18 protein-coding genes and 1 pseudogene are annotated in these 18,733 nt (G+C 39.0%); 4 read left to right on the top strand and 15 right to left on the bottom strand.

Features of this window, described 5'->3' with window-relative positions:
• Positions 1-840: 840 nt before the first annotated feature.
• From ACFER_RS03935 to ACFER_RS03910, 7 genes and pseudogenes are all read right to left on the bottom strand, one after another.
• Complete coding sequence (locus ACFER_RS03935; RefSeq protein WP_012938127.1) at positions 841-1,815, bottom strand: glycosyltransferase family 2 protein; 975 nt, start codon at positions 1,813-1,815, stop codon at positions 841-843.
• Between the two features lie 194 nt (positions 1,816-2,009).
• A complete protein-coding gene (locus tag ACFER_RS03930; protein ID WP_012938126.1) occupies positions 2,010-2,993 on the bottom strand; it encodes a glycosyltransferase family 2 protein in 984 nt (327 codons plus the stop codon).
• Positions 2,994-3,065: 72 nt separating this feature from the next.
• On the bottom strand, positions 3,066-4,040 hold the full coding sequence (locus ACFER_RS10990) for a glycosyltransferase family 2 protein (protein WP_012938125.1): 975 nt from the start codon (positions 4,038-4,040) through the stop codon (positions 3,066-3,068).
• Positions 4,041-4,104: 64 nt separating this feature from the next.
• Positions 4,105-5,154, bottom strand: coding sequence for an NAD-dependent epimerase/dehydratase family protein (locus tag ACFER_RS03925; RefSeq protein ID WP_012938124.1), 1,050 nt, complete (start codon positions 5,152-5,154; stop codon positions 4,105-4,107).
• Between the two features lie 14 nt (positions 5,155-5,168).
• On the bottom strand, positions 5,169-5,891 hold the full coding sequence (locus ACFER_RS03920) for an IspD/TarI family cytidylyltransferase (protein ID WP_012938123.1): 723 nt from the start codon (positions 5,889-5,891) through the stop codon (positions 5,169-5,171).
• The gene (locus ACFER_RS03915; RefSeq protein WP_012938122.1) at positions 5,888-6,751 is read right to left on the bottom strand and encodes a LicD family protein; all 864 of its coding nucleotides are present in this window, start codon (positions 6,749-6,751) and stop codon (positions 5,888-5,890) included. Before ACFER_RS03915 ends, ACFER_RS03920 begins: the two co-directional genes overlap by 4 nt.
• A gap of 219 nt (positions 6,752-6,970) precedes the next feature.
• A pseudogene (locus tag ACFER_RS03910) lies at positions 6,971-7,213 on the bottom strand (haloacid dehalogenase-like hydrolase); the annotation flags it as partial.
• A 389-nt stretch (positions 7,214-7,602) separates the two neighbouring features.
• Here ACFER_RS03910 and ACFER_RS10790 point away from each other — a divergent pair.
• Positions 7,603-7,971: an HTH domain-containing protein gene (locus ACFER_RS10790; protein ID WP_012938116.1), complete on the top strand. Its 369-nt coding sequence runs from the start codon at positions 7,603-7,605 to the stop codon at positions 7,969-7,971.
• A gap of 46 nt (positions 7,972-8,017) precedes the next feature.
• Complete coding sequence (locus tag ACFER_RS03900; RefSeq protein ID WP_012938121.1) at positions 8,018-9,016, top strand: IS3 family transposase; 999 nt, start codon at positions 8,018-8,020, stop codon at positions 9,014-9,016.
• 221 nt (positions 9,017-9,237) lie between these two features.
• On the opposite strand, the gene ACFER_RS03895 is transcribed toward ACFER_RS03900, so the two are convergent.
• The 5 genes from ACFER_RS03895 to ACFER_RS03875 all read right to left on the bottom strand — a co-directional run bounded on the left by ACFER_RS03895 (position 9,238) and on the right by ACFER_RS03875 (position 14,018).
• Positions 9,238-10,404 (bottom strand): lysozyme family protein, encoded by a 1,167-nt coding sequence (locus tag ACFER_RS03895; protein ID WP_041666098.1) that lies wholly within the window; start codon positions 10,402-10,404, stop codon positions 9,238-9,240.
• A 178-nt stretch (positions 10,405-10,582) separates the two neighbouring features.
• On the bottom strand, positions 10,583-11,500 hold the full coding sequence (locus ACFER_RS03890) for an HAD family hydrolase (RefSeq protein ID WP_012938119.1): 918 nt from the start codon (positions 11,498-11,500) through the stop codon (positions 10,583-10,585).
• A 37-nt stretch (positions 11,501-11,537) separates the two neighbouring features.
• Positions 11,538-11,816 carry a hypothetical protein gene (locus ACFER_RS11345; protein WP_148213916.1) on the bottom strand — a complete coding sequence of 93 codons (279 nt, stop codon included), beginning with the start codon at positions 11,814-11,816 and terminating at the stop codon, positions 11,538-11,540.
• A gap of 209 nt (positions 11,817-12,025) precedes the next feature.
• Positions 12,026-12,688, bottom strand: a complete 663-nt coding sequence (locus tag ACFER_RS03880) for an RloB domain-containing protein (RefSeq protein ID WP_041666096.1) — start codon at positions 12,686-12,688, stop codon at positions 12,026-12,028.
• Between the two features lie 13 nt (positions 12,689-12,701).
• Positions 12,702-14,018, bottom strand: a complete 1,317-nt coding sequence (locus ACFER_RS03875) for an AAA family ATPase (protein WP_012938117.1) — start codon at positions 14,016-14,018, stop codon at positions 12,702-12,704.
• A gap of 316 nt (positions 14,019-14,334) precedes the next feature.
• Here ACFER_RS03875 and ACFER_RS10785 point away from each other — a divergent pair, with 316 nt between their 5' ends.
• Positions 14,335-14,703, top strand: coding sequence for an HTH domain-containing protein (locus ACFER_RS10785; protein ID WP_012938116.1), 369 nt, complete (start codon positions 14,335-14,337; stop codon positions 14,701-14,703).
• Positions 14,704-14,749: 46 nt separating this feature from the next.
• A complete protein-coding gene (locus ACFER_RS03865) occupies positions 14,750-15,244 on the top strand; it encodes a transposase (protein ID WP_012938115.1) in 495 nt (164 codons plus the stop codon).
• A 159-nt stretch (positions 15,245-15,403) separates the two neighbouring features.
• Here the strand turns inward: ACFER_RS03865 and ACFER_RS03860 are convergent, their stop codons facing one another.
• The 3 genes from ACFER_RS03860 to glf form a co-directional block, all read right to left on the bottom strand.
• A complete protein-coding gene (locus ACFER_RS03860) occupies positions 15,404-16,177 on the bottom strand; it encodes a DUF4422 domain-containing protein (protein ID WP_012938114.1) in 774 nt (257 codons plus the stop codon).
• A gap of 334 nt (positions 16,178-16,511) precedes the next feature.
• Positions 16,512-16,865: a four helix bundle protein gene (locus tag ACFER_RS03855; protein WP_012938113.1), complete on the bottom strand. Its 354-nt coding sequence runs from the start codon at positions 16,863-16,865 to the stop codon at positions 16,512-16,514.
• Positions 16,866-17,133: 268 nt separating this feature from the next.
• Complete coding sequence (gene glf / locus ACFER_RS03850; protein ID WP_012938112.1) at positions 17,134-18,255, bottom strand: UDP-galactopyranose mutase; 1,122 nt, start codon at positions 18,253-18,255, stop codon at positions 17,134-17,136.
• Between the last annotated feature and the right edge of the window lie 478 nt (positions 18,256-18,733).

Genomic DNA, 18,733 nt, shown 5'->3' with positions numbered 1-18,733 from the left:
TAAACATAAACATTACAAGTATAAGGACACTTTTCTTTTTTGTAGTCTGCGCTTGTCCCAACAGATACCACAGAAAAGGCATAGCAAATGCCGCATAAATGCCGTAATAAGAAGGCTCAGCAAAAAGTGAGCGCAACTGGCCTTTCCATAAAAGTGGAGGCCACCATGTTCCATTGGATTTTATGTCATGAACAACTGGGTTCAGCACAATTAAAATTTGCTCTGCAACAGGACTTCCCTTTAAATAAAAGAAATCTATCACATTATAACTACATACCAAAACAGTCGATATAAAAACCGCTTTCGTTAAAATGGAAAAACCTTCATGAGCATCTTTTCTATACCAGTTAAAAACCAAGTAAGGAACGGCAAAATGCCAAAAGTCTCTAACAGAAAACTTTTAATAGGACGGGCGAACATCCAGGCTTTCAGCAATACCCCAGTTTCTATTTGTATTCCTCTATTTAACAAAATATGCTGGAGAACTGGTAACTTTTCAATCTGATCTGCTGGTCCAGATAAAATAGCTTCATAATAAGGATAAATTGCTAATCCGTGCAAAAAAGAGACCATTATGACAGCAATATAAACGATTATATAGCCAAAAAAACTTTTTCTTCTTTATCAATCGGCCGCCTCACTCTTTTATAAAAAGCATAAAGCACACCTACAAGAATCGGATAAAAGCTTAGATCTTTACCTAAAAATACCCCTAAGAAATTAAATTGCAAAGGCCGAGGTATATTGGAAAAAATGACAAATAAGACAATACTAAAAAACAATTTATTTCGTAATGATATAGGCATAAGTATCCTTTCTATAGGTTAGTTGTAAAATAAATTAATAAAAAATAATCTTACATATACCATATGGTAAACAAAATAATATTTGACCCAACTTACCCTTTAACGAAACATATGGTAATCGTAACGCATAAAATAAATTTTTCCGAAGGTAATTTTGGAAAAAGCATACTTCTTCTTTAAATTGATAAGCGTGTAATTTTAATATTGCTCTGGAATGTCTAACACCAATCCTAAGATAGTGATCACGTATAACCTTCTGAATACTCTTAGATTCATCCGTTGTATCTTGAAGAATCATGCGTACCGCTTTCAATACAGTAACAGACTTTAGAGAGACCTTTTGGTGCATAGCACTTTGAGATCGCATAAAATAATGATATGCATATAACGGAATATAGGATACATTTTTTGCTTGCTTTAAAATCTGCCAACAAAAAAGCATATCTTCTCCTACGTAAATTGATTCATCAAATCTTAAATTTTTAACCATTTTATAATCAAAAATTTTATCACATAATTCCCAAGAAATTATTTTAGGAATTTTATTATTCTCGTAACTGAATATTAGCTGTACAGCCTTTTCTCTTGGATAGGTACTGCTTTTTTCTTTTTCGAAATTAACTTTGGAGAAGTTTTTAAATTCTAACTTATATCCACAAATGCCAACTTCACTATGGTTTTCTATCATAGGATTGATCATTTTTTCAAACATATCCCTATCAATCCAGTCATCTGAATCAATAAAGCTAACAAAACTTCCTTTCATATGTTTTAACCCTTCATTTCTAGCATGACTTACACCATGATTACTCATATGATATACATGAATTCTACGATCTTTATGACTCCATTGATCACAGATTTTACTAGATCCATCTGTAGAACCATCATCCACTAAGATAATTTCAAGATTCTTATAAGTTTGATTTACTACTGATTCTAGACATTTATCAAGATAATTTTTAACATTATAAACTGGAATTATAACTGATAAAAGATTCTTTTCCATAATTATTTCTAATATAATTTAAGCTTCCAAACATTTACATTTAATCTAAAATAAATCTTCATCATATTATTGATTATAAATTTCTTATAGTCATCTATTATAACCATATGCATTATGAACACACGCTGATCTAATTCTAAGCATAAGCATTTTATTACTTACATTTTAATATTTTATCATAGAGAAAGTTATGATTAACTACCACTATTTAACTTTTCTTTCAAAGAATACAAAACATAATATAAATCAGGAATATGCATCAGCAATAATTTTAATTTTATCTTTAAAGGAAAATCATCGTACCCGATTGAATTTAAGCTAGCCCACATCCGTTTTTTCAAAGAAGTATATTTAATTCGTTCAGAATATGGATTAATTGCGTATTTTCTTAGTATCGCTATGTAACTGAGTGCTATTAATTCATCTATTTTTTTGTCTTTTATATCCCAAAATTCTTCTAATTCCTTTTTTTGTTTTAGTCTAGCATCAAGAGAATCAACCTGAATAGACTTTTGGTGCGTAATACTACCTCTTCTCTGAATATAGTAGTATTTACAATCAGGTATAAATCGAATTTCATATGATTGGTGTAATAATTCTAGCATGATATACATGTCTTCGAATTTTTTATGTTCGGGATATTCAACTCCCTGAAAAACACTCCTATCGTAAAGTTTATTCCAGGGATAGGATCCAAAGTATGTAAAATTACTATTTAAAACTGATTGTCTCTCATTTGTCAAATAAAGATTCGCTGCTTCTTTTGGTGCAAGTTTTTTATTAATTCCAGGAACAGGTATCTCTTTACCATTTTCAACCACGTAATATCCACATACTGTTATCCCCTGTTTTGAGCGATTTTTATAAAGTGTTTCATACATGTTCAGGGATATGTAGTCATCTCCGTCAACAAAACAAATCCATTCACCATTTGACGCTTTTAATCCATAGTTCCTTGCGTCAGACACTCCACCGTTTTGTTTATGAATAACATGAATCCGAGAATCCTTCCCTGCCCATTCATCACAAATTTTCCCAGAATTATCTTTTGATCCATCATCGACCAATATGATTTCCAAATTGTGATAGGTTTGATTAACTATAGATTTTATGCATTTGTTTAAATATTTCTCTACATTATAAACTGCTACAATAATTGAAATTAAGTTCTTCTCCATCAATTCACTTCCCATATCTATAAATAATAAGAAAACAATTACAAAACTTGAAATATAACTATTAAAAATATATCAAGATGAAAAAGCCGATTTGGAAGCTTTTCCAAATTGCCTCAACAATAAATACCATACTGGATCAATACCGATAAGTGTATAAATCAATTTGATTTTTATATTCATATATGGATTCTTCCATATATGTGAAAGATTCTTTTTAAATTTATTTGCAATTTCATGGCTATAAGGTAAATCTGTATTTCCAACTAAATTCAATATCGATCGATATGTAAAGAACAGCCTATATTCTGCTGCATTCAGTGAATTTGGAAAATGCTGTTTTACATAGTTGTAATTATCTTCATAAGCTTTTCGAAAATCATCCACCCTCTTAGAATGTCCTTGAATATTGGTAATAGATCCTTCTCTATGATTATAAAAATACCCACTATCTGAAAATCTTCCGAATCTTCCAGTTCGTTCTATCCATTTTAATAAATAAAATCCATCTTCATAATATCTTCCTTTTTCAAATTTTAAAGTTTTAAAAAGACTGGATCTATATATACGACACCATACTGGGACTGCCGTACCACCATGTCGGTTAACTAGAATTTCAGATATAATATCATTCACATCAGTCAATATAACTTTTTTAAACGAAGGTGTTTTAACTACATGTTCAGGCCATACATCAGCAACTCCACACATTGCAACATCCAAATTTTCACATTTGACAAATTTGACAAGTTTTTCAAACATGTCGGTTGCAATCCAGTCATCACTATCTACAAAGCCAATATAATCCCCGCTGCAAATCTCTAATCCACTATTTCTAGCTTCACTTAATCCTTCATTTTTTTTATGAATTACATGGATTCTTTTATCATGAGCAGCATAGTTATCACAAATTAAGCCACTACTATCTGTACTACCGTCATCAACAAGAATGATTTCTAAATTCTTATAAGTCTGCTGGATAATACTATCAAGACATTTACAAAGGTATTTTTCTACGTTATAAACTGGCACTATTACACTTAGAAGCATGCAAAGCACCTCCATCTTTTTCATCTTTATTATTACATGACAAACATTTTATTAATTTTAAGAGTTAAAAGTATTGCAAAATCTTAATGGTTTTCTTAATTCCGCTCTTCAAATCATCAAAAGGCTTCCATCCTAATTTTTGCAATTTAGTTGAATCCATTACCCCAACTGTTACCTTAGAAAAGCCCTTTTGTTCCGTAACATCCGGTAGATCAAATACTACCTTACAACCATTCAGACTAGCTATATATTGAGTTATATCTTTAAGAAGCATATTGCACTTTACATCTGCAATATTATAGGCTTCACCACATTTCCCCTTGAGCAAACAATACAGCAAACCCTGGACTACATCACCCACATAACAGTAGGAAAATTTTTGTAAGCCCTCACTTTTGAGAACGATATCTTCTCCTCGCACTCCATTCATCAAAAATTGACTCATTGCTTTGCTGTCGTCCAAACGCATAGTAGGCCCGTAGACCCGAGAAAGACGCGGGATCACTATATCTAAATTATATTTTGAAATATAGGCATTGCAAAGAGCTTCCCCTGCTCGTTTACCTTCAGGATAACAAGCGCGTACAGCATTGCAATCAATATATCCACAATATTTTTCATCAAAAACATCTTCTGTTTTCAATGCCTGACCATAAATTTCAACAGAGGAAAGGAATAACATCCGTTTCATCTTATGAGTGCGACCATATTCCAGCAGATTATATGTTCCTTCCAAGTTAGTCATAAGAGATCCAACCGGATCAGATGCATATAACCGAGGATGCGTATTGCTAGCTGCATGGATAATAAAATCAACTTCATGCTCAATTCGTATTGGGTAATTTACATCCATGGTTACAAAATGAAAATAAGGTCTGTCCCAGTAGTCTCCAAATCTTTCCTGTGCTTTTTGTATATTTCGTCCTGTAGCATAAATTTTACAGTTAAGTTGCTCCTGTTCATTTTTCATCATCAGAACGTCAATTAACATTGTTCCAATAAGCCCAGATGCTCCGGTAATCATCAAGGAAGAATTGTGCAATTTATTCCATGGCAAATTCACTTTGCTAATATTGTGAAGATCTTGCTGATATAAAAGCGACTTAAGATACATAATCTTATCCTCCCTTATTTAAGCCAATCAGCTTGATCCAAATGCAGATAAGCTTTGAACAGTTCCAAATCATCCTTTGTGGTAAGCTTTATATTTTTATCAGATCCCGCAGCAAAATGCAACGTTACTCCCAATTCGACCATCATAGTATTGGTATAGGAAGATCCATAAATCCCAATTTCCTTTTCAAAAGCTTCATGATACTTCTGATCCAACAAATCAAAACGATATGCCTGAGGCGTAGAAACCCGGCGCAGCGTTTCTCTTGGAATATACTGCTTGGTTGTGGAACTATCATCCGGATTGATGATGAAAATCTGTTCATTATAAGGCATGGAAGTAACTGCATTACCATATTTTTGGGCCTTAGTCAGCACATCCGTCAAAACAGAATCATCAACCAAAGGGCGGATACCATCGTGAATCACAATAATGTCGTTTGGCTTTACCTTCCCCTCCAGATTATAGACTCCGTTTCGAATGGATTCCTGGCCAGAAGTGCCGCCAGATACAATCCACTTTAACTTGCTGATGTTAAATTGCCTGGCATAAGCACGGAGTACATCGTGCCATCCATCAATACAAACTACTTCAATAGCATCAATTTGAGGATGCCTTTCAAAACTTTCCCGCGTATAAAGCAGTATCGGTTTATCATATACATTAATAAACTGTTTGGGGATGTCTTGCCCCATTCGCTTTCCAGATCCACCTGCGATTAAGATGGCTATGTTCATTTTTCTCCTCTTCTCCAATATGCTTTAAAATCATGATGTGTAACCCGGTTTTTTAAAGGAGGTAATTCCATAAAATCCCCGTACATATTTCTTAAATAAAGTTTCCAAGCTGCAGATCCCCAAAAATAAGTTTTTTCAAATTCAAAGGGAATTTGTTTTTCAAATAGCTTTCTTGGCATCCGCTCACGGCTTCCACCATAATGGCAGTCAACAATCGCTGCAACTTCATTAGCCTGATTATAATCAAACCGCATTGCATTTTTATTAATAAGGTGAATTAAAGAACTAGTAGGCAATGGATTTAAAATAGTAATTGCAATATATTTTAACAGAGTTCTCAATTTACCTTTAAATTTTGCAAGATAATCCTTTGAATCAGCATACTTAAAACTTTTCGTGTAATTCCATGCTGACCCGTGATACAAAAAATTTAAAAATTCTTGTTCCTTAAAGAAAATAGCTTGTCTAATTCTTGACTTAGGTAAACCATCTACGGGAAAAATATCAATAAAAACTCCATTATCTTTTTTAGGAACGCGTATGCAATCTTCCTCTAAATATGTATGTAGATCAAATACCTTAGCAAAGGTACGCCAATAATCAGCACTATTTTCTATCGATTTGACAATATATCTTTTATTACTGCCATTATACGATTTCACAAATTTTAAATAATCAGGACGTGGCATTAAGATATCAATATCATCGTCCCAAGGAATAAACCCCTTATGTCTTACCGCTCCCAATAATGTGCCACCGCAAATATAGTAATGCAAATTATTATCATCACAATATTTAGCTACATCTTTTAATATATCTAAAGATATTTTTTTCATTTCACTTATAGTTATTTCTTTCATCGGGCTCCCCCACTCATATATTAAAAAAATATTATTCTTTATCCAATGTCTTTACATATTTTTTATAAAACGCAACTACATCCTTGTCTTCCAACATATAAGAAACTTGATGATTTACTTCCCCAATACGGATAATCCTTTTAGCTCATCCTGTGACCAATTTTAAATTCAATTCATTTTCTCAATGATCTTATGAGTTTGGGCAAATGAACCACTTTTCTCCATAATTTTCTCTTTATTGAATACCATCGCTCTGCGGGATTTCTTGGTCATCATGTACATATAAGCTAAATTCTGATCCATATCATTATCCGCAGCCAAGCCATTTAATTCTTGCCAAAAATCTTTTACATCGTAACCGAGTGATTGGATGAATCCCTGTGCCTGCATATCATCAGGAGACAGCGTTTTATCGAAGTCATAGCAGATAGCAATTACGGACTTTTTATAACCTTCATCCAGATCAATCACCCCTTTACAATTTCTTCCATTATAGCAGAGTTAACATAATTCGACAAAAATCTTTTGCGATTGCCAGTCTGCCCCCTGGGCGGGCCGCCGGAACGGCATCTGCCCGGCAGATGGTCTCCAACAACGTGGGACATTGGGCCGTGAGACGTATGCACCAGCGGGCCGCCCGGCGTGCGGCCCCTACGGCATCGCAATGGACCATTTGCACTATACTGTACCCATAAGTGTGGACACTTTTTAAGAGTAGCACCTGCCCACAAAATTAGACAGGCTACAATTTGAATCCTTTAAAATTGACGTGCTCATTTTGGACCCAACCTATTGAACACAATCATATGCATGTGGTATTCTCAAATCCAATAAAGCCAAGGAGAATCCACATGAGCAGAAAACTTTTTACTGAGGAGCAGATTGCAGCGTTGCGCCAGAACCCTTATGTGTATAGCGTAAGCCGCTCTACCCTGGTCCTGAGGAAGTCCTTTAAAGAAATCTTTTACACCGAATATATGGAAGGAGTCTATCCTAAAGACGTCTTCAAAAAATACGGCTTTGACCCTGCTGTGCTGGGCGAAAGACGCATTGGCGGTGCTCTCCAGCATATCAAAGAGGAATATGCCAAATATGGTTGTTTCTATGAAGGCAGGAGACCCGCCGACAGGTCTGACACCGCCGCCAAGGTCAAGCCTGAAGATGACATTAAGGCCCTCAGACATGAAGTTGAATACTTGCGGCAGGAAGTGGAATATTAAAAAAAATTTCCGCGATCAAGAACACAAAAAGGTAGGTTCTCTGCTCATGAACGATTCCTCTTGTGTGTTCGAAATCATAGAAAAGACGGTAAGTACCAGCGAGAACAGACTTTCCATCAGCAGTTTATGCAAGATGGCAGGCGTGTCCCGAAGCGGTTATTATGCCTGGGTAAAGGCGGAAGCATTTCGGCAGGCCCAGGAAGAACAGGACCGCAAGGACTTTGAACTGATCCTTGCCGCTTACAAAAGACGAGGGTACAAGAAGGACGCCCGCAGCATCTATATGGAGCTGCTCCACATGGATCCGCCCGTCATTATGAATGTGAAGAAAATCCGTCGTCTGATGAAAAAGTTCCACCTGCTTTGCCCCATCAGGAAGGCGAATCCCTATCGGCAGCTGGCGAAAGCCCTGAAGACCAATACGGTGGCCGATAATCTGCTGCAGCGCCAGTTTGAGGACTATGGTCCTCGCATGGTACTGCTGACAGATATTACCTATCTTCCTTACAATGGGATTTTTGCTTATCTTTCCACCATACTGGATGCCTATACCAAGCAGATTCTGGCGTATGTCCTCAGCGATTCTTTGGAGGTGGATTTCGTGGTAGAAACGGTGAACAACCTGATTCGAGATCACGGCGTCTCACTGCATGCTGAAACCATCGTGCATTCTGACCAGGGTTGCCATTACACGAGTCACAGCTTCATCGATATCCTCCATGACAAGGATCTCAGACAATCCATGTCATGGCGGGGGAATTGCTGGGACAATGCGCCGCAGGAAAGCTTCTTCGGCCGTATGAAAGACCATGTGAAAAAGAAAATTGCAGCAGCAGTGAGCTTCGAGGAGGTGAAAGCCATCGTAGATGATTACATGGATTATTACAACAACAAGCGCTACCAGTGGGAACTGGCGAAACTGTCGCCAAACGAGTTCTATCAATTTGTAACAACAGGGGTTTATCCGCTCGATATTCCCAAGATGCCCGAGGTTCTTATATTGAAGCGGAGAGCCTGTGAGCTGGGGAACCAGCTCACCTCATAAAATAGCAAAAGCAGCCATTTTATGAGTAAGGAGCCAGTGCATAAGATTGGATGGTTAGGGGCCTTCTGATAGACAATTACCAAACGTCCATTTTAAAGGTACCAGGATTGTTGAACTGTCTAAAACAAGGGGTCCTACTTTTAGAAACTGTCCTTGACAAGGGGTACGTTTTAGTTTAGACTACCCCTTTGCACTCTTTTCTCTTCACTCTACATTATTCATCACGCTGGCAGTGGCGCTTTTAAATTACCTCTAAAACATTGATTCCTCTTATTTTTAATTTTTAGCCTACTATATAAATCGAGTCTACTTCGTTCTCTTAAAATAGCTGCATACAAAACGGCATTATACATTGTTGCATCTGTTGCTCCAATATAATTTTTTGCAATATAATCATATAAATCATTATACCTTGCAGCAATAAATGGATGTTTCTTGTCCTCTAAATATTTATTAATCAATAGACGAATATAACGCGCACAAATTTCAATATTTCTCCCTGGTTTCGCCAACTCTTCTAATGCAGCTCCCTCCGAAATACTTAATAGTTTGCTTGCTGTTGAAATTTTAATTTGTCCAAACCCAATTGACATATCTTTTCTCAGCACAAAAGCAGGAAATCCGTTAATTAATAATCGTTCAATAAAGCATTGAATGATAGAACCTCTATTAAATTCTTCAATAGAAAGAACAGATTTTAATAAATCTGGATCAATTCCATAAACTTTCGCATATTTTTCTATATCTAATCGGTAATGTTTAACAATACTATTTTCTCGACTCATTATATCAAGATTTCTTAGCATTATTGCCGTATCAGTATGCAAGAAATTCATTCTATCTAAATTTATCGTATCATATCTCCATTGTACAGAAAATTGAATAAACAGCGGGAACATGTAAATAAATATACCTAGCGTAAAATTAACAAAGGGGTACGCCATATCGATATAACCCTTTTCACCATAAATTGCAGGAATCATAAATTCTAAACAGGCAAACCCCATAAAAAACAGCACTGCTACATAAAATAAATTAGTACAGAAAAGTCTGAAACGATAAATACTCTTCCAAAATTTATATAATTGGTACCTTACAATAACAGGAAAGACCTGAATCAAAGATACCAACCCTAATGCTGAATAATAGACTGCAGAATTTCTAATATCAAATTTATAGTATCCTAAGAATATAATTGCTCCGATAAAAAAACATCGAATATTTGATGATGTCCAAAACCGCTTTACATCAAATAAGTATACTATTTCATTTAATGCAAAGTATCCTTTAGGGATAATCTTTCTATGAATCGTAAAGCTGGATAGAAACAGAAACATAAAGATAAAAATGGTAAAGAGTTCAGATAAATTATGGATAGCATACAACACTTTTTAAGTACACTCTTTCTTTTATACTTCGGCAGTTTTTAAGATTGAATTCTTAAATTATGCCTACTAAGTCAAAAAATCACGTATTTCAATTCAAAAAGTCATTTATAAGGGTTCTTTGTCTACCTGTTCCTTTCTCTATTCGTCTAATTTAAACAGAAAAATAACATCGTGTTTTTTATTCTTGTATAATATGACGCGGTCCAGAAGATACTGCACTTTCTAATTTATTTTTCTCACTCTTATAAATCCGATCAGCAAATTCTCTAACTTTGTTTGTTATCCACATATAAGCAGTGGTATCTCTCCGATAATCGGCTTCTGCAAACATATTAATTCTACCATCTTTTCGCATCTTTTCTACTTGCCTAAAAGCATTTATATTTCCTTTCGGGTATATTGCAAATGTAGCCCCTCCATTTTTATTTACGAGAGAAAATGCAGGAATATCACTTGGACCATCTGCAATATAAATCATATTCTGGAACTTTACCCTTCTTAATTCTTCGGGCATCTTGTCATTTACATTTATATCAAGGCCTTTATTAATTTCAAAAATAGCTCTTGTTTTCGTAGTGTTATCAATCGTATACCCTACTTCAGAAATCATACCATTCTCCAAATTTTCGTCTAAAGTATTATTATCAATAAATTCACATCCCCATATTTTTTTTACTAAAGGTGCGACCTCTGATCCCTCAATGATCTTCTTGATTCCTGTACTCACAATGTAATTTTCTACTTTAATACCATATTCATCATATATTTTGTTGTTTTCCTTCAGAACTCCATCATTCAAATATTGAATCAAATCCAAAGCCCCGGGATAGAAATTTTGCTTTGAGCCATAACTCTTTAGTTTTTCATTATTAAGATCTGTTAAATTATGCTTTTTTGCATATTGAATCATGTAATTCAAATAAATCGTATCAGCATTAACTTGAATTCCCTTTTCCCTATATAAAATGGGTAATTCGTTGACTTCTTTCCAAAACTGTTGAGGATCAATATTATATTCCGCGAAAAAAGGATCTTGCATGTATCCATTGATCAAAGTTTTATCAAAGTCCCAAATTACCGCAATTATATTTGACATTTTATACCTCTTAAAATCAATACCAGGGTTAAAATCTTTATCTCAAGATCAAAGCGCAATATCTTACCAAACTAATCCCATATCCAAGTAATAGCCCCAAGACTCCAAACTTTATAATATTTTTGGTTTTTACTGATGCATTTGAGTTTTCTGTAGGAATTCCTGCGTCTTTGATAACTTCAGCTTTAGCCAAAGGGAGAGTTTTCTCCAACTGAGACAAATTAATAGATGAGTTACTTTGAACCATTGAAACTTCAAAATCATTGATTGCCGTTTCATTTATAAACCGATTCATTCCATATAGCAGAATTAACATAAATCGACAAAAATCTTTTACGATTGCCAGTCTGCCCCCTGGGCGGGCCTCCCGGCGTGAGGCCCCTACGGTTTTGCAACGGATCGACCGATTTACGCCGTCCCTGCTCTTCACTCTGCACTCTTCACTCTGCACTTGGTTACACCATTCCTGGAATCTGCCCCAGCGGATTCCTTTCTTCGGCTGTTGGCTAGTGACTGTTTTGGCTTTTATCCTTTTTTCATCAGTCCACACTCTGTCAGCACGTCTTTTATCGCCTCCTGGAGCGAACAGTCGGGATTGTCCTTAAAATAAATATATTTCCTTTTATAAACCTCTTTATGGAAATTTTCCTCATTGTATTTTCTTATTCTTTCAGCTCTGGCAATTGCCTTTTTTACATCATCCAAAGTGATATTCTGTAAAATGTTTTGGAAATTCTTTTCCTGCTTATACTTTTTCAACGTCTCAAAATTCTTATGAAACGCCCTGTTTAGTTGTTCCAGATACTGTGCTTTGGTGGTTAAGGGAGTTCTATAATCAATTTTATGCAACAAAATCCATAGTTCAAATGTGAGATTCGAATAACCCAGTTGACAGTCAACCTGCTTTATCCGAGACGCCTGATGCATGTCGTCCAGCATATTCAAAAATGTCTGGCGATCATTGGGCTGGTTTCCTTCATAATCGACAACCTGGACAATTCGGGTCTTTCCCATAAGGGATAAGTGCTTGACCCAGCTTACCATTTTCACATCCCGCTTTATGGTAAAAGATACATTCACAATCCGATTCGGTTCCTGATTAATCAAGTTTTGAAGCCAACGCAAATAACGTTCTTCACATTCCCCTTCAACCAAGAAATAATACTGATTGGATGCTCTTCTTTGCACATCGTCACTTCCCTTACTTGTTATCCTGTTCCTCCAAAATTTTTAGGAAAATATCACTTAAATCAATATTACGGATAGCTCCGTAACGATTTACAAAATAGTTGGTCATGTAATTATTGGTGTTTTTTGCTCTGGTGCTTCCTTTAGTGCCAAAATCTGACAATGCATAAAGTTCACTGCAATGGGTTTCATCATTCCTATCTACGAACTTGATTTCGTCTGTCCGGAAAATATTCCGGTTCAAATAAATAGGATTCTGGGTATTAAAAATCAGCTGCGCATGATTCCTGTTGATTTCATCATTATGGAATACGTTGATGAGGCTGATAATGGCCATGGTATGGATACTGGCATCCAGCTCATCGACCAAAAGGGTTGCTCCATTTAAAAATGCCTTGGCAATAGCAGGAAAAATGCTTACAATCCGGCGGGTACCCAGGGATTCGAACTGGTTGGCCGGTATCAACACTTTTTTATTAGGTGTACCAAATTCGGAAAACAATTTGGGTTGTCCGTCTGGATCATTGATATAGACCATTTCATTGGCACTGCTGCCGATGGCTTTTGCCAAATCATTGATCATGCCAAAAGAGGCATTGGATCTGTTATCTGCCAGATTGGGAAGAATATCTACAAAGGCAGCCTCATAGACAATGAAGAGTTTGTTGGTAAACCAGTCTCTGATCAGTTTGACCAGTTTGGAACTGTAAAAAGCTTTGAAATTTCCTGTAAGAAAAAGTTCCGTAGGTTCTGTCTGCAGGGAGAGCTTGGAAATCCCCTTCAATTCTTCAGTTCCATTCCGATATGCCATGGGAACTCTATTCACAAACTTGACCTTATTCCCTTTGCGGATATAGATTTCTTTACCATTTACAGAAAGTGATTCTGATAAGATTTCCCGTTCTATATGACTGTTGAGGAGATTTTCGCATTGGAAACTGATTTCGTAAGAAAAAAGCAGTCCCTCTGTTACGGCTTCTACTCCCAAGGTTACTGGTTTAATGATTTTATCTCCAGATAAAAAGTAACGGATATTGGGAATGTATTTCAACTGATTGACACTGATATTATTGGTCATCCGTTCTTTATCCCGGATATGCCCTTCCAGGACGATGGCTTTCAGGACTTCTAAGGCTCCTAGGAAAGATGTTTTTCCTGCCGCATTGGGTCCATAGACTACACTGGAGCAAAGTCCACGAACTTTTTTCCTTCCCGCCTTTTCATTCAATACGCTGTAAGAAAGCTGCTGCAGCCGAGGTGCAGGCTGCATATGGAATTCTGCCCGCTTATAAAAAGATTTATAATTCTCGATCCAATATTTTATCAGCATAACCACACCTCCTCTTACTCATATTTTATCGTATACAGGATATATTTCAAGTTTTAATTCCATTTATTGGAAAAATTATAGCGTTTTTTCAAAAAGTCTATAGGTTGTCTGTTAGCAACTAATGACTGTCCCCACAATGGATCTATACTGTCCCCATAAGTGTGGACACTTTTTAAGAGTAGCACCTGCCCACAAAATTGGACAGGCTACAATTTGAATCCTTTAAAATTGGCGTGCTCATTTTTGGACCCAACCTATTGAACACAATCATATGCATGTGGTATCCTCAAATCCAATAAAGCCAAGGAGAATCCACATGAGCAGAAAACTTTTTACTGAGGAGCAGATTGCAGCGTTGCGCCAGAACCCTTATGTGTATAGCGTAAGCCGCTCTACCCTGGTCCTGAGGAAGTCCTTTAAAGAAATCTTTTACACCGAATATATGGAAGGAGTCTATCCTAAAGACGTCTTCAAAAAATACGGCTTTGACCCTGCTGTGCTGGGCGAAAGACGCATTGGCGGTGCTCTCCAGCATATCAAAGAGGAATATGCCAAATATGGTTGTTTCTATGAAGGCAGGAGACCCGCCGACAGGTCTGACACCGCCGCCAAGGTCAAGCCTGAAGATGACATTAAGGCCCTCAGACATGAAGTTGAATACTTGCGGCAGGAAGTGGAATATTAAAAAAAATTTCCGCGATCAAGAACACAAAAAGGTAGGTTCTCTGCTCATGAACGATTCCTCTTGTGTGTTCGAAATCATAGAAAAGACGGTAAGTACCAGCGAGAACAGACTTTCCATCAGCAGTTTATGCAAGATGGCAGGCGTGTCCCGAAGCGGTTATTATGCCTGGGTAAAGGCGGAAGCATTTCGGCAGGCCCAGGAAGAACAGGACCGCAAGGACTTTGAACTGATCCTTGCCGCTTACAAAAGACGAGGGTACAAGAAGGACGCCCGCAGCATCTATATGGAGCTGCTCCACATGGATCCGCCCGTCATTATGAATGTGAAGAAAATCCGTCGTCTGATGAAAAAGTTCCACCTGCTTTGCCCCATCAGGAAGGCGAATCCCTATCGGCAGCTGGCGAAAGCCCTGAAGACCAATACGGTGGCCGATAACCTGCTGCAGCGCCAGTTTGAGGACTATGGCCCTCGCATGGTACTGCTGACAGATATTACCTATCTTCCTTCGGCGCATCCCTCCAGTATCACCGGAATCGTTTGAAATCGTTTGAATCTGTTTCCTGTCAAACTTGACAAAAATAAGTCATTTTGTCCGGATTCACAAAAAACAATAAATATTTCAGTGAACAAGCTGACATCTGACATCTTTCAGCCCCGTCAAGGGCGGTCTGACTTCTTTACATGCGCGGTCTGACCTCTCTTACTGCTTCTTACCAAGAAATTTACGGGCCAAAAACTCCCGAATCTTCTTCGGCCAGTCCACTCTCTCCAAAAATACCACGGGCACTTCCACTTCTTTCAGCCCCTGTTTTTCCAGCCAGACGTTAAAGAGGCGTTCGGACAGGAAGCCGTAGATCCGGGCTTCATAAGGGCTGTAGCTGCTGATGTCGATGCGGCTTTCCAGGGTGAACAGGATATCAAACAGCCAGCTGCAGTACTGGTCGAACAGGGTCTTTTTCATGGCAAACATGTTCAGGATGTGGAGCTTGCGCCGGTTCATGACGGTGGTGAAAGCAGCGCTGTATTGGGGATATTTTTCGGCAATGATGGCTTCCACTTCGTCAAGGTCTTTTTTGTAATGGGCGTGTTCGTACTGGCTGCGCACAGTTTCGATGTAATAGTTCCGCTTTACGGGCAGGATCACATCATACTGGCCCAGCAGCTTTTCGTAATCGGCACCGCTGAAGATGGCCGCCTTTTTCTTTTCCAGGTCGTCCGTATGGACCTGGTGGCCGAAGTACCGTCTGTAATGGCACAGGCCGATATACTCACAGGAAAGATTCTTCCAGGCCCAGTACAATCCGGTTAGTTCGCAGTAATGGGGATTCTTGGAGGAAATATTGTCCCCGGTGTTGTCCGGCGTATATCCCGGAATCAAAGATTTTCCCTCAGCCCCCACCTGCAAAGGCAGGTAAACAGGGTCGGAGGGCATCCAGTAGGGTTTATGGGCGGCAATGAGGATTTTGAGGTCCATTGGTTTCGTTCCTTTCTTTTGAAACGGCGTATGTCGATTAGCAACGTCGTTGTAGATACGGTAGTTTTATGAGATGTCAGATGTCAGAGCGACCCTCACGGGCCTTGAGAAGTCAGCTTGGTAGTACGGGTAGTTCAATTCTACATCCAACCGCTACTTTTACATAAATTCTTCACTTTTGTCCAATTTAGTAGTACTAGCCTACATCTTATCGCCAGACAAGCTGACTTCTGACATCTTTAAGCGAGCAAAGCGAGCGCTCTGACTTCTTATCCAGAGCAAGCTGACATCTGACATCTTTCAGCCCCCTCAGGGGCGGTCTGACTTCTTTATCCTAGTCATAAGACTCTTTCGCTATAAGTGACGTCAGCATCCTTCTTACTTCATCTGACAACGCCATCAGCGGTTTGACTTGCGCTTGAGTCAGATATTCCAGTTCCTGGCAGACTATCAGTTGCGCATGAAGCTCGTTAACAGATCCACGGGCAATGCCCAAAAAATAGCGAGTTTCTCGAGCCGTGACTCTACCAGAACCTTCTGCAATATTGGATATGATAGAAATGGCAGCGCGTCGCATCTGGTCAGATAAGGAGTACAATTCTTCTTTGGGTAAAAATTTTACAAGTCGATAGGTATCAATGGTCAATTTTTTTGCTTTATCCCATACAATCATCTTTTGGAAGAACAATTATCTCACCATCCTTTTCAAGATGTCAGAAGTCAGAGCCGGCCTTCGGCCTTGAGATGTCAGCTTGGTAGTGTGGGCAGTTCGGCCCTGCCTCTAACCGTTACATTTGCGTAAATTCTTCACTTTAGTCCGGATTAGCAATAATATCCTACTACTTATCACCAATCAAGCTGACATCTGACTTCTTTCAGCTCCCTTTAGGGAGCGGTCTGACATCTTTATCCTCGTGGCGGTCTGACTTCTTAACTAACGGGGCAATCCAATAGTACTACTTACGCAATTCTTCCTTTGCCGCAGCCAGTGCGACTCCAAGGACTGCATCCATATCGTAATACTTATACTCTCCGAGCCGGCCACCGAACAGGACATTTTTCTCGTCTGCGGCACGCTGTCTGTACTTTTGATACAGGGCGCTGTTCTTCTCATCGTTTACTGGATAGTAGGGTTCATCCCCTACTTTCCATTCGGAGCTGTATTCCCGGCTGATGACGGTTTTGGACAGGTCGTTGCCGTTATCGTCTTTGCCGAACTGGAACCATTTGTGTTCGATGATCCGGGTCCAGGGTGTTTCCCGGTCGGTGTAGTTCATGGCGGCTACGCCCTGGTAATTGGGTTTATCCAGCAGTTCTGTTTCAAACCGGACGCTGCGGTATTCCAGGGGACCATATTCATAGTGGAAATAAGCATCGATGGGACCGGTATAGACCACTTTATCCGCCAGGGCATCCCATTTTTCTTTGTTCTCCAGATAATCCTCGTTCAGGCGCACTTCGATGCCTTCCAGCATATTGGCCACCAGTCTGGTGTACCCGCCCACAGGGATGCCCTGATACAGGGCATTGAAGTAGTTGTTGTCAAAGGTCAGCCGCACCGGCAGGCGTTTGATGATGAAAGCCGGCAGTTCTGTGCAGGGACGGCCCCACTGTTTTTCCGTATACCCCTTGATTAGTTTTTCGTAGATGTCGGTACCCACCAGGGAAATGGCCTGTTCCTCCAGGTTTCGGGGGTTGGTGATCCCCGCCTGGCGCTTCTGTTCCTCAATTTTGGCAGTGGCTTCTTCCGGTGTCGCCACACCCCACATTTTGTTGAAAGTGTACATGTTGAAGGGCAGAGAGAACAGTTCCCCATGGTAGTTGGCCACTGGGGAGTTGGTGAAGCGGTTGAAGGTGGCAAACCGGTTCACGTAGTCCCATACTTCCTTATTGTTGGTGTGGAAGATGTGGGCGCCATACTGGTGCACATGGATGCCTTCCACGTCCCGGGTATACACGTTGCCGGCAATCTGGGGCCGCTTGTCGATGACCAGGACGGATTTGCCTGCTTCCCGGGCCTGCTGCGCAAAAGCGGCGCCATACAAGCCGGCGCCGACGATGAGGTAGTTGTATTTCATGAATTCTCTCCTTATAGTAGATGCCAGATGTCAGACTCGGCCCTTACGGGCTTCGAGATGTCTGCGTCTATAAAGATGTCAGATGTCAGACTCAGCCCTTACGGGCTTCGAGATGTCAGCTTGGTAGTGCAAGCAATTCGATTCTACATCCAACCGCTACTTTTGTGTAAATTCTACACCTTTGTATGACATAGCATTACTATCCTATGTCTTATTGCCAGACAAGCTGACTTCTGACTTCTTTCAGCTCCCTTTAGGGAGCGGTCTGACTTCTTTTCCGGGGCAAACCGACATCTTGAGTTATAGTCAACCATAATATTACCATTATACGTTTCGCACGGAGAAAAGGCAATGGAAGAAAGACGCAGGCGAGTCGAACAGGACAATCGACCCCTATGGCGGCTGGATGAACCGATAATTCCAACGCCGTAGGGGCCGCCCTTCTGGTCGGCCCGCAATCGCAGTCTTCATAAAGAAA

The organism is Acidaminococcus fermentans DSM 20731, from assembly GCF_000025305.1.
GTDB lineage: Bacteria > Bacillota > Negativicutes > Acidaminococcales > Acidaminococcaceae > Acidaminococcus > Acidaminococcus fermentans.
The sequence above is the reverse complement of the archived record's forward strand: the minus strand, read 5'-3'. Positions and strand labels throughout refer to the sequence as shown.

Coding starts and splice junctions, on each gene's coding strand:
- ACFER_RS03935 (WP_012938127.1), bottom strand. CDS start 1,815: ATGGAAAAGAATCTTTTATCAGTTATAATTCCAGTTTATAATGTTAAA.
- ACFER_RS03930 (WP_012938126.1), bottom strand. CDS start 2,993: ATGGAGAAGAACTTAATTTCAATTATTGTAGCAGTTTATAATGTAGAG.
- ACFER_RS10990 (WP_012938125.1), bottom strand. CDS start 4,040: ATGCTTCTAAGTGTAATAGTGCCAGTTTATAACGTAGAAAAATACCTT.
- ACFER_RS03925 (WP_012938124.1), bottom strand. CDS start 5,154: ATGTATCTTAAGTCGCTTTTATATCAGCAAGATCTTCACAATATTAGC.
- ACFER_RS03920 (WP_012938123.1), bottom strand. CDS start 5,891: ATGAACATAGCCATCTTAATCGCAGGTGGATCTGGAAAGCGAATGGGG.
- ACFER_RS03915 (WP_012938122.1), bottom strand. CDS start 6,751: ATGAAAGAAATAACTATAAGTGAAATGAAAAAAATATCTTTAGATATA.
- ACFER_RS10790 (WP_012938116.1), top strand. CDS start 7,603: ATGAGCAGAAAACTTTTTACTGAGGAGCAGATTGCAGCGTTGCGCCAG.
- ACFER_RS03900 (WP_012938121.1), top strand. CDS start 8,018: ATGAACGATTCCTCTTGTGTGTTCGAAATCATAGAAAAGACGGTAAGT.
- ACFER_RS03890 (WP_012938119.1), bottom strand. CDS start 11,500: ATGTCAAATATAATTGCGGTAATTTGGGACTTTGATAAAACTTTGATC.
- ACFER_RS11345 (WP_148213916.1), bottom strand. CDS start 11,816: ATGTTAATTCTGCTATATGGAATGAATCGGTTTATAAATGAAACGGCA.
- ACFER_RS03875 (WP_012938117.1), bottom strand. CDS start 14,018: ATGCTGATAAAATATTGGATCGAGAATTATAAATCTTTTTATAAGCGG.
- ACFER_RS10785 (WP_012938116.1), top strand. CDS start 14,335: ATGAGCAGAAAACTTTTTACTGAGGAGCAGATTGCAGCGTTGCGCCAG.
- ACFER_RS03865 (WP_012938115.1), top strand. CDS start 14,750: ATGAACGATTCCTCTTGTGTGTTCGAAATCATAGAAAAGACGGTAAGT.
- ACFER_RS03860 (WP_012938114.1), bottom strand. CDS start 16,177: ATGGACCTCAAAATCCTCATTGCCGCCCATAAACCCTACTGGATGCCC.
- glf (WP_012938112.1), bottom strand. CDS start 18,255: ATGAAATACAACTACCTCATCGTCGGCGCCGGCTTGTATGGCGCCGCT.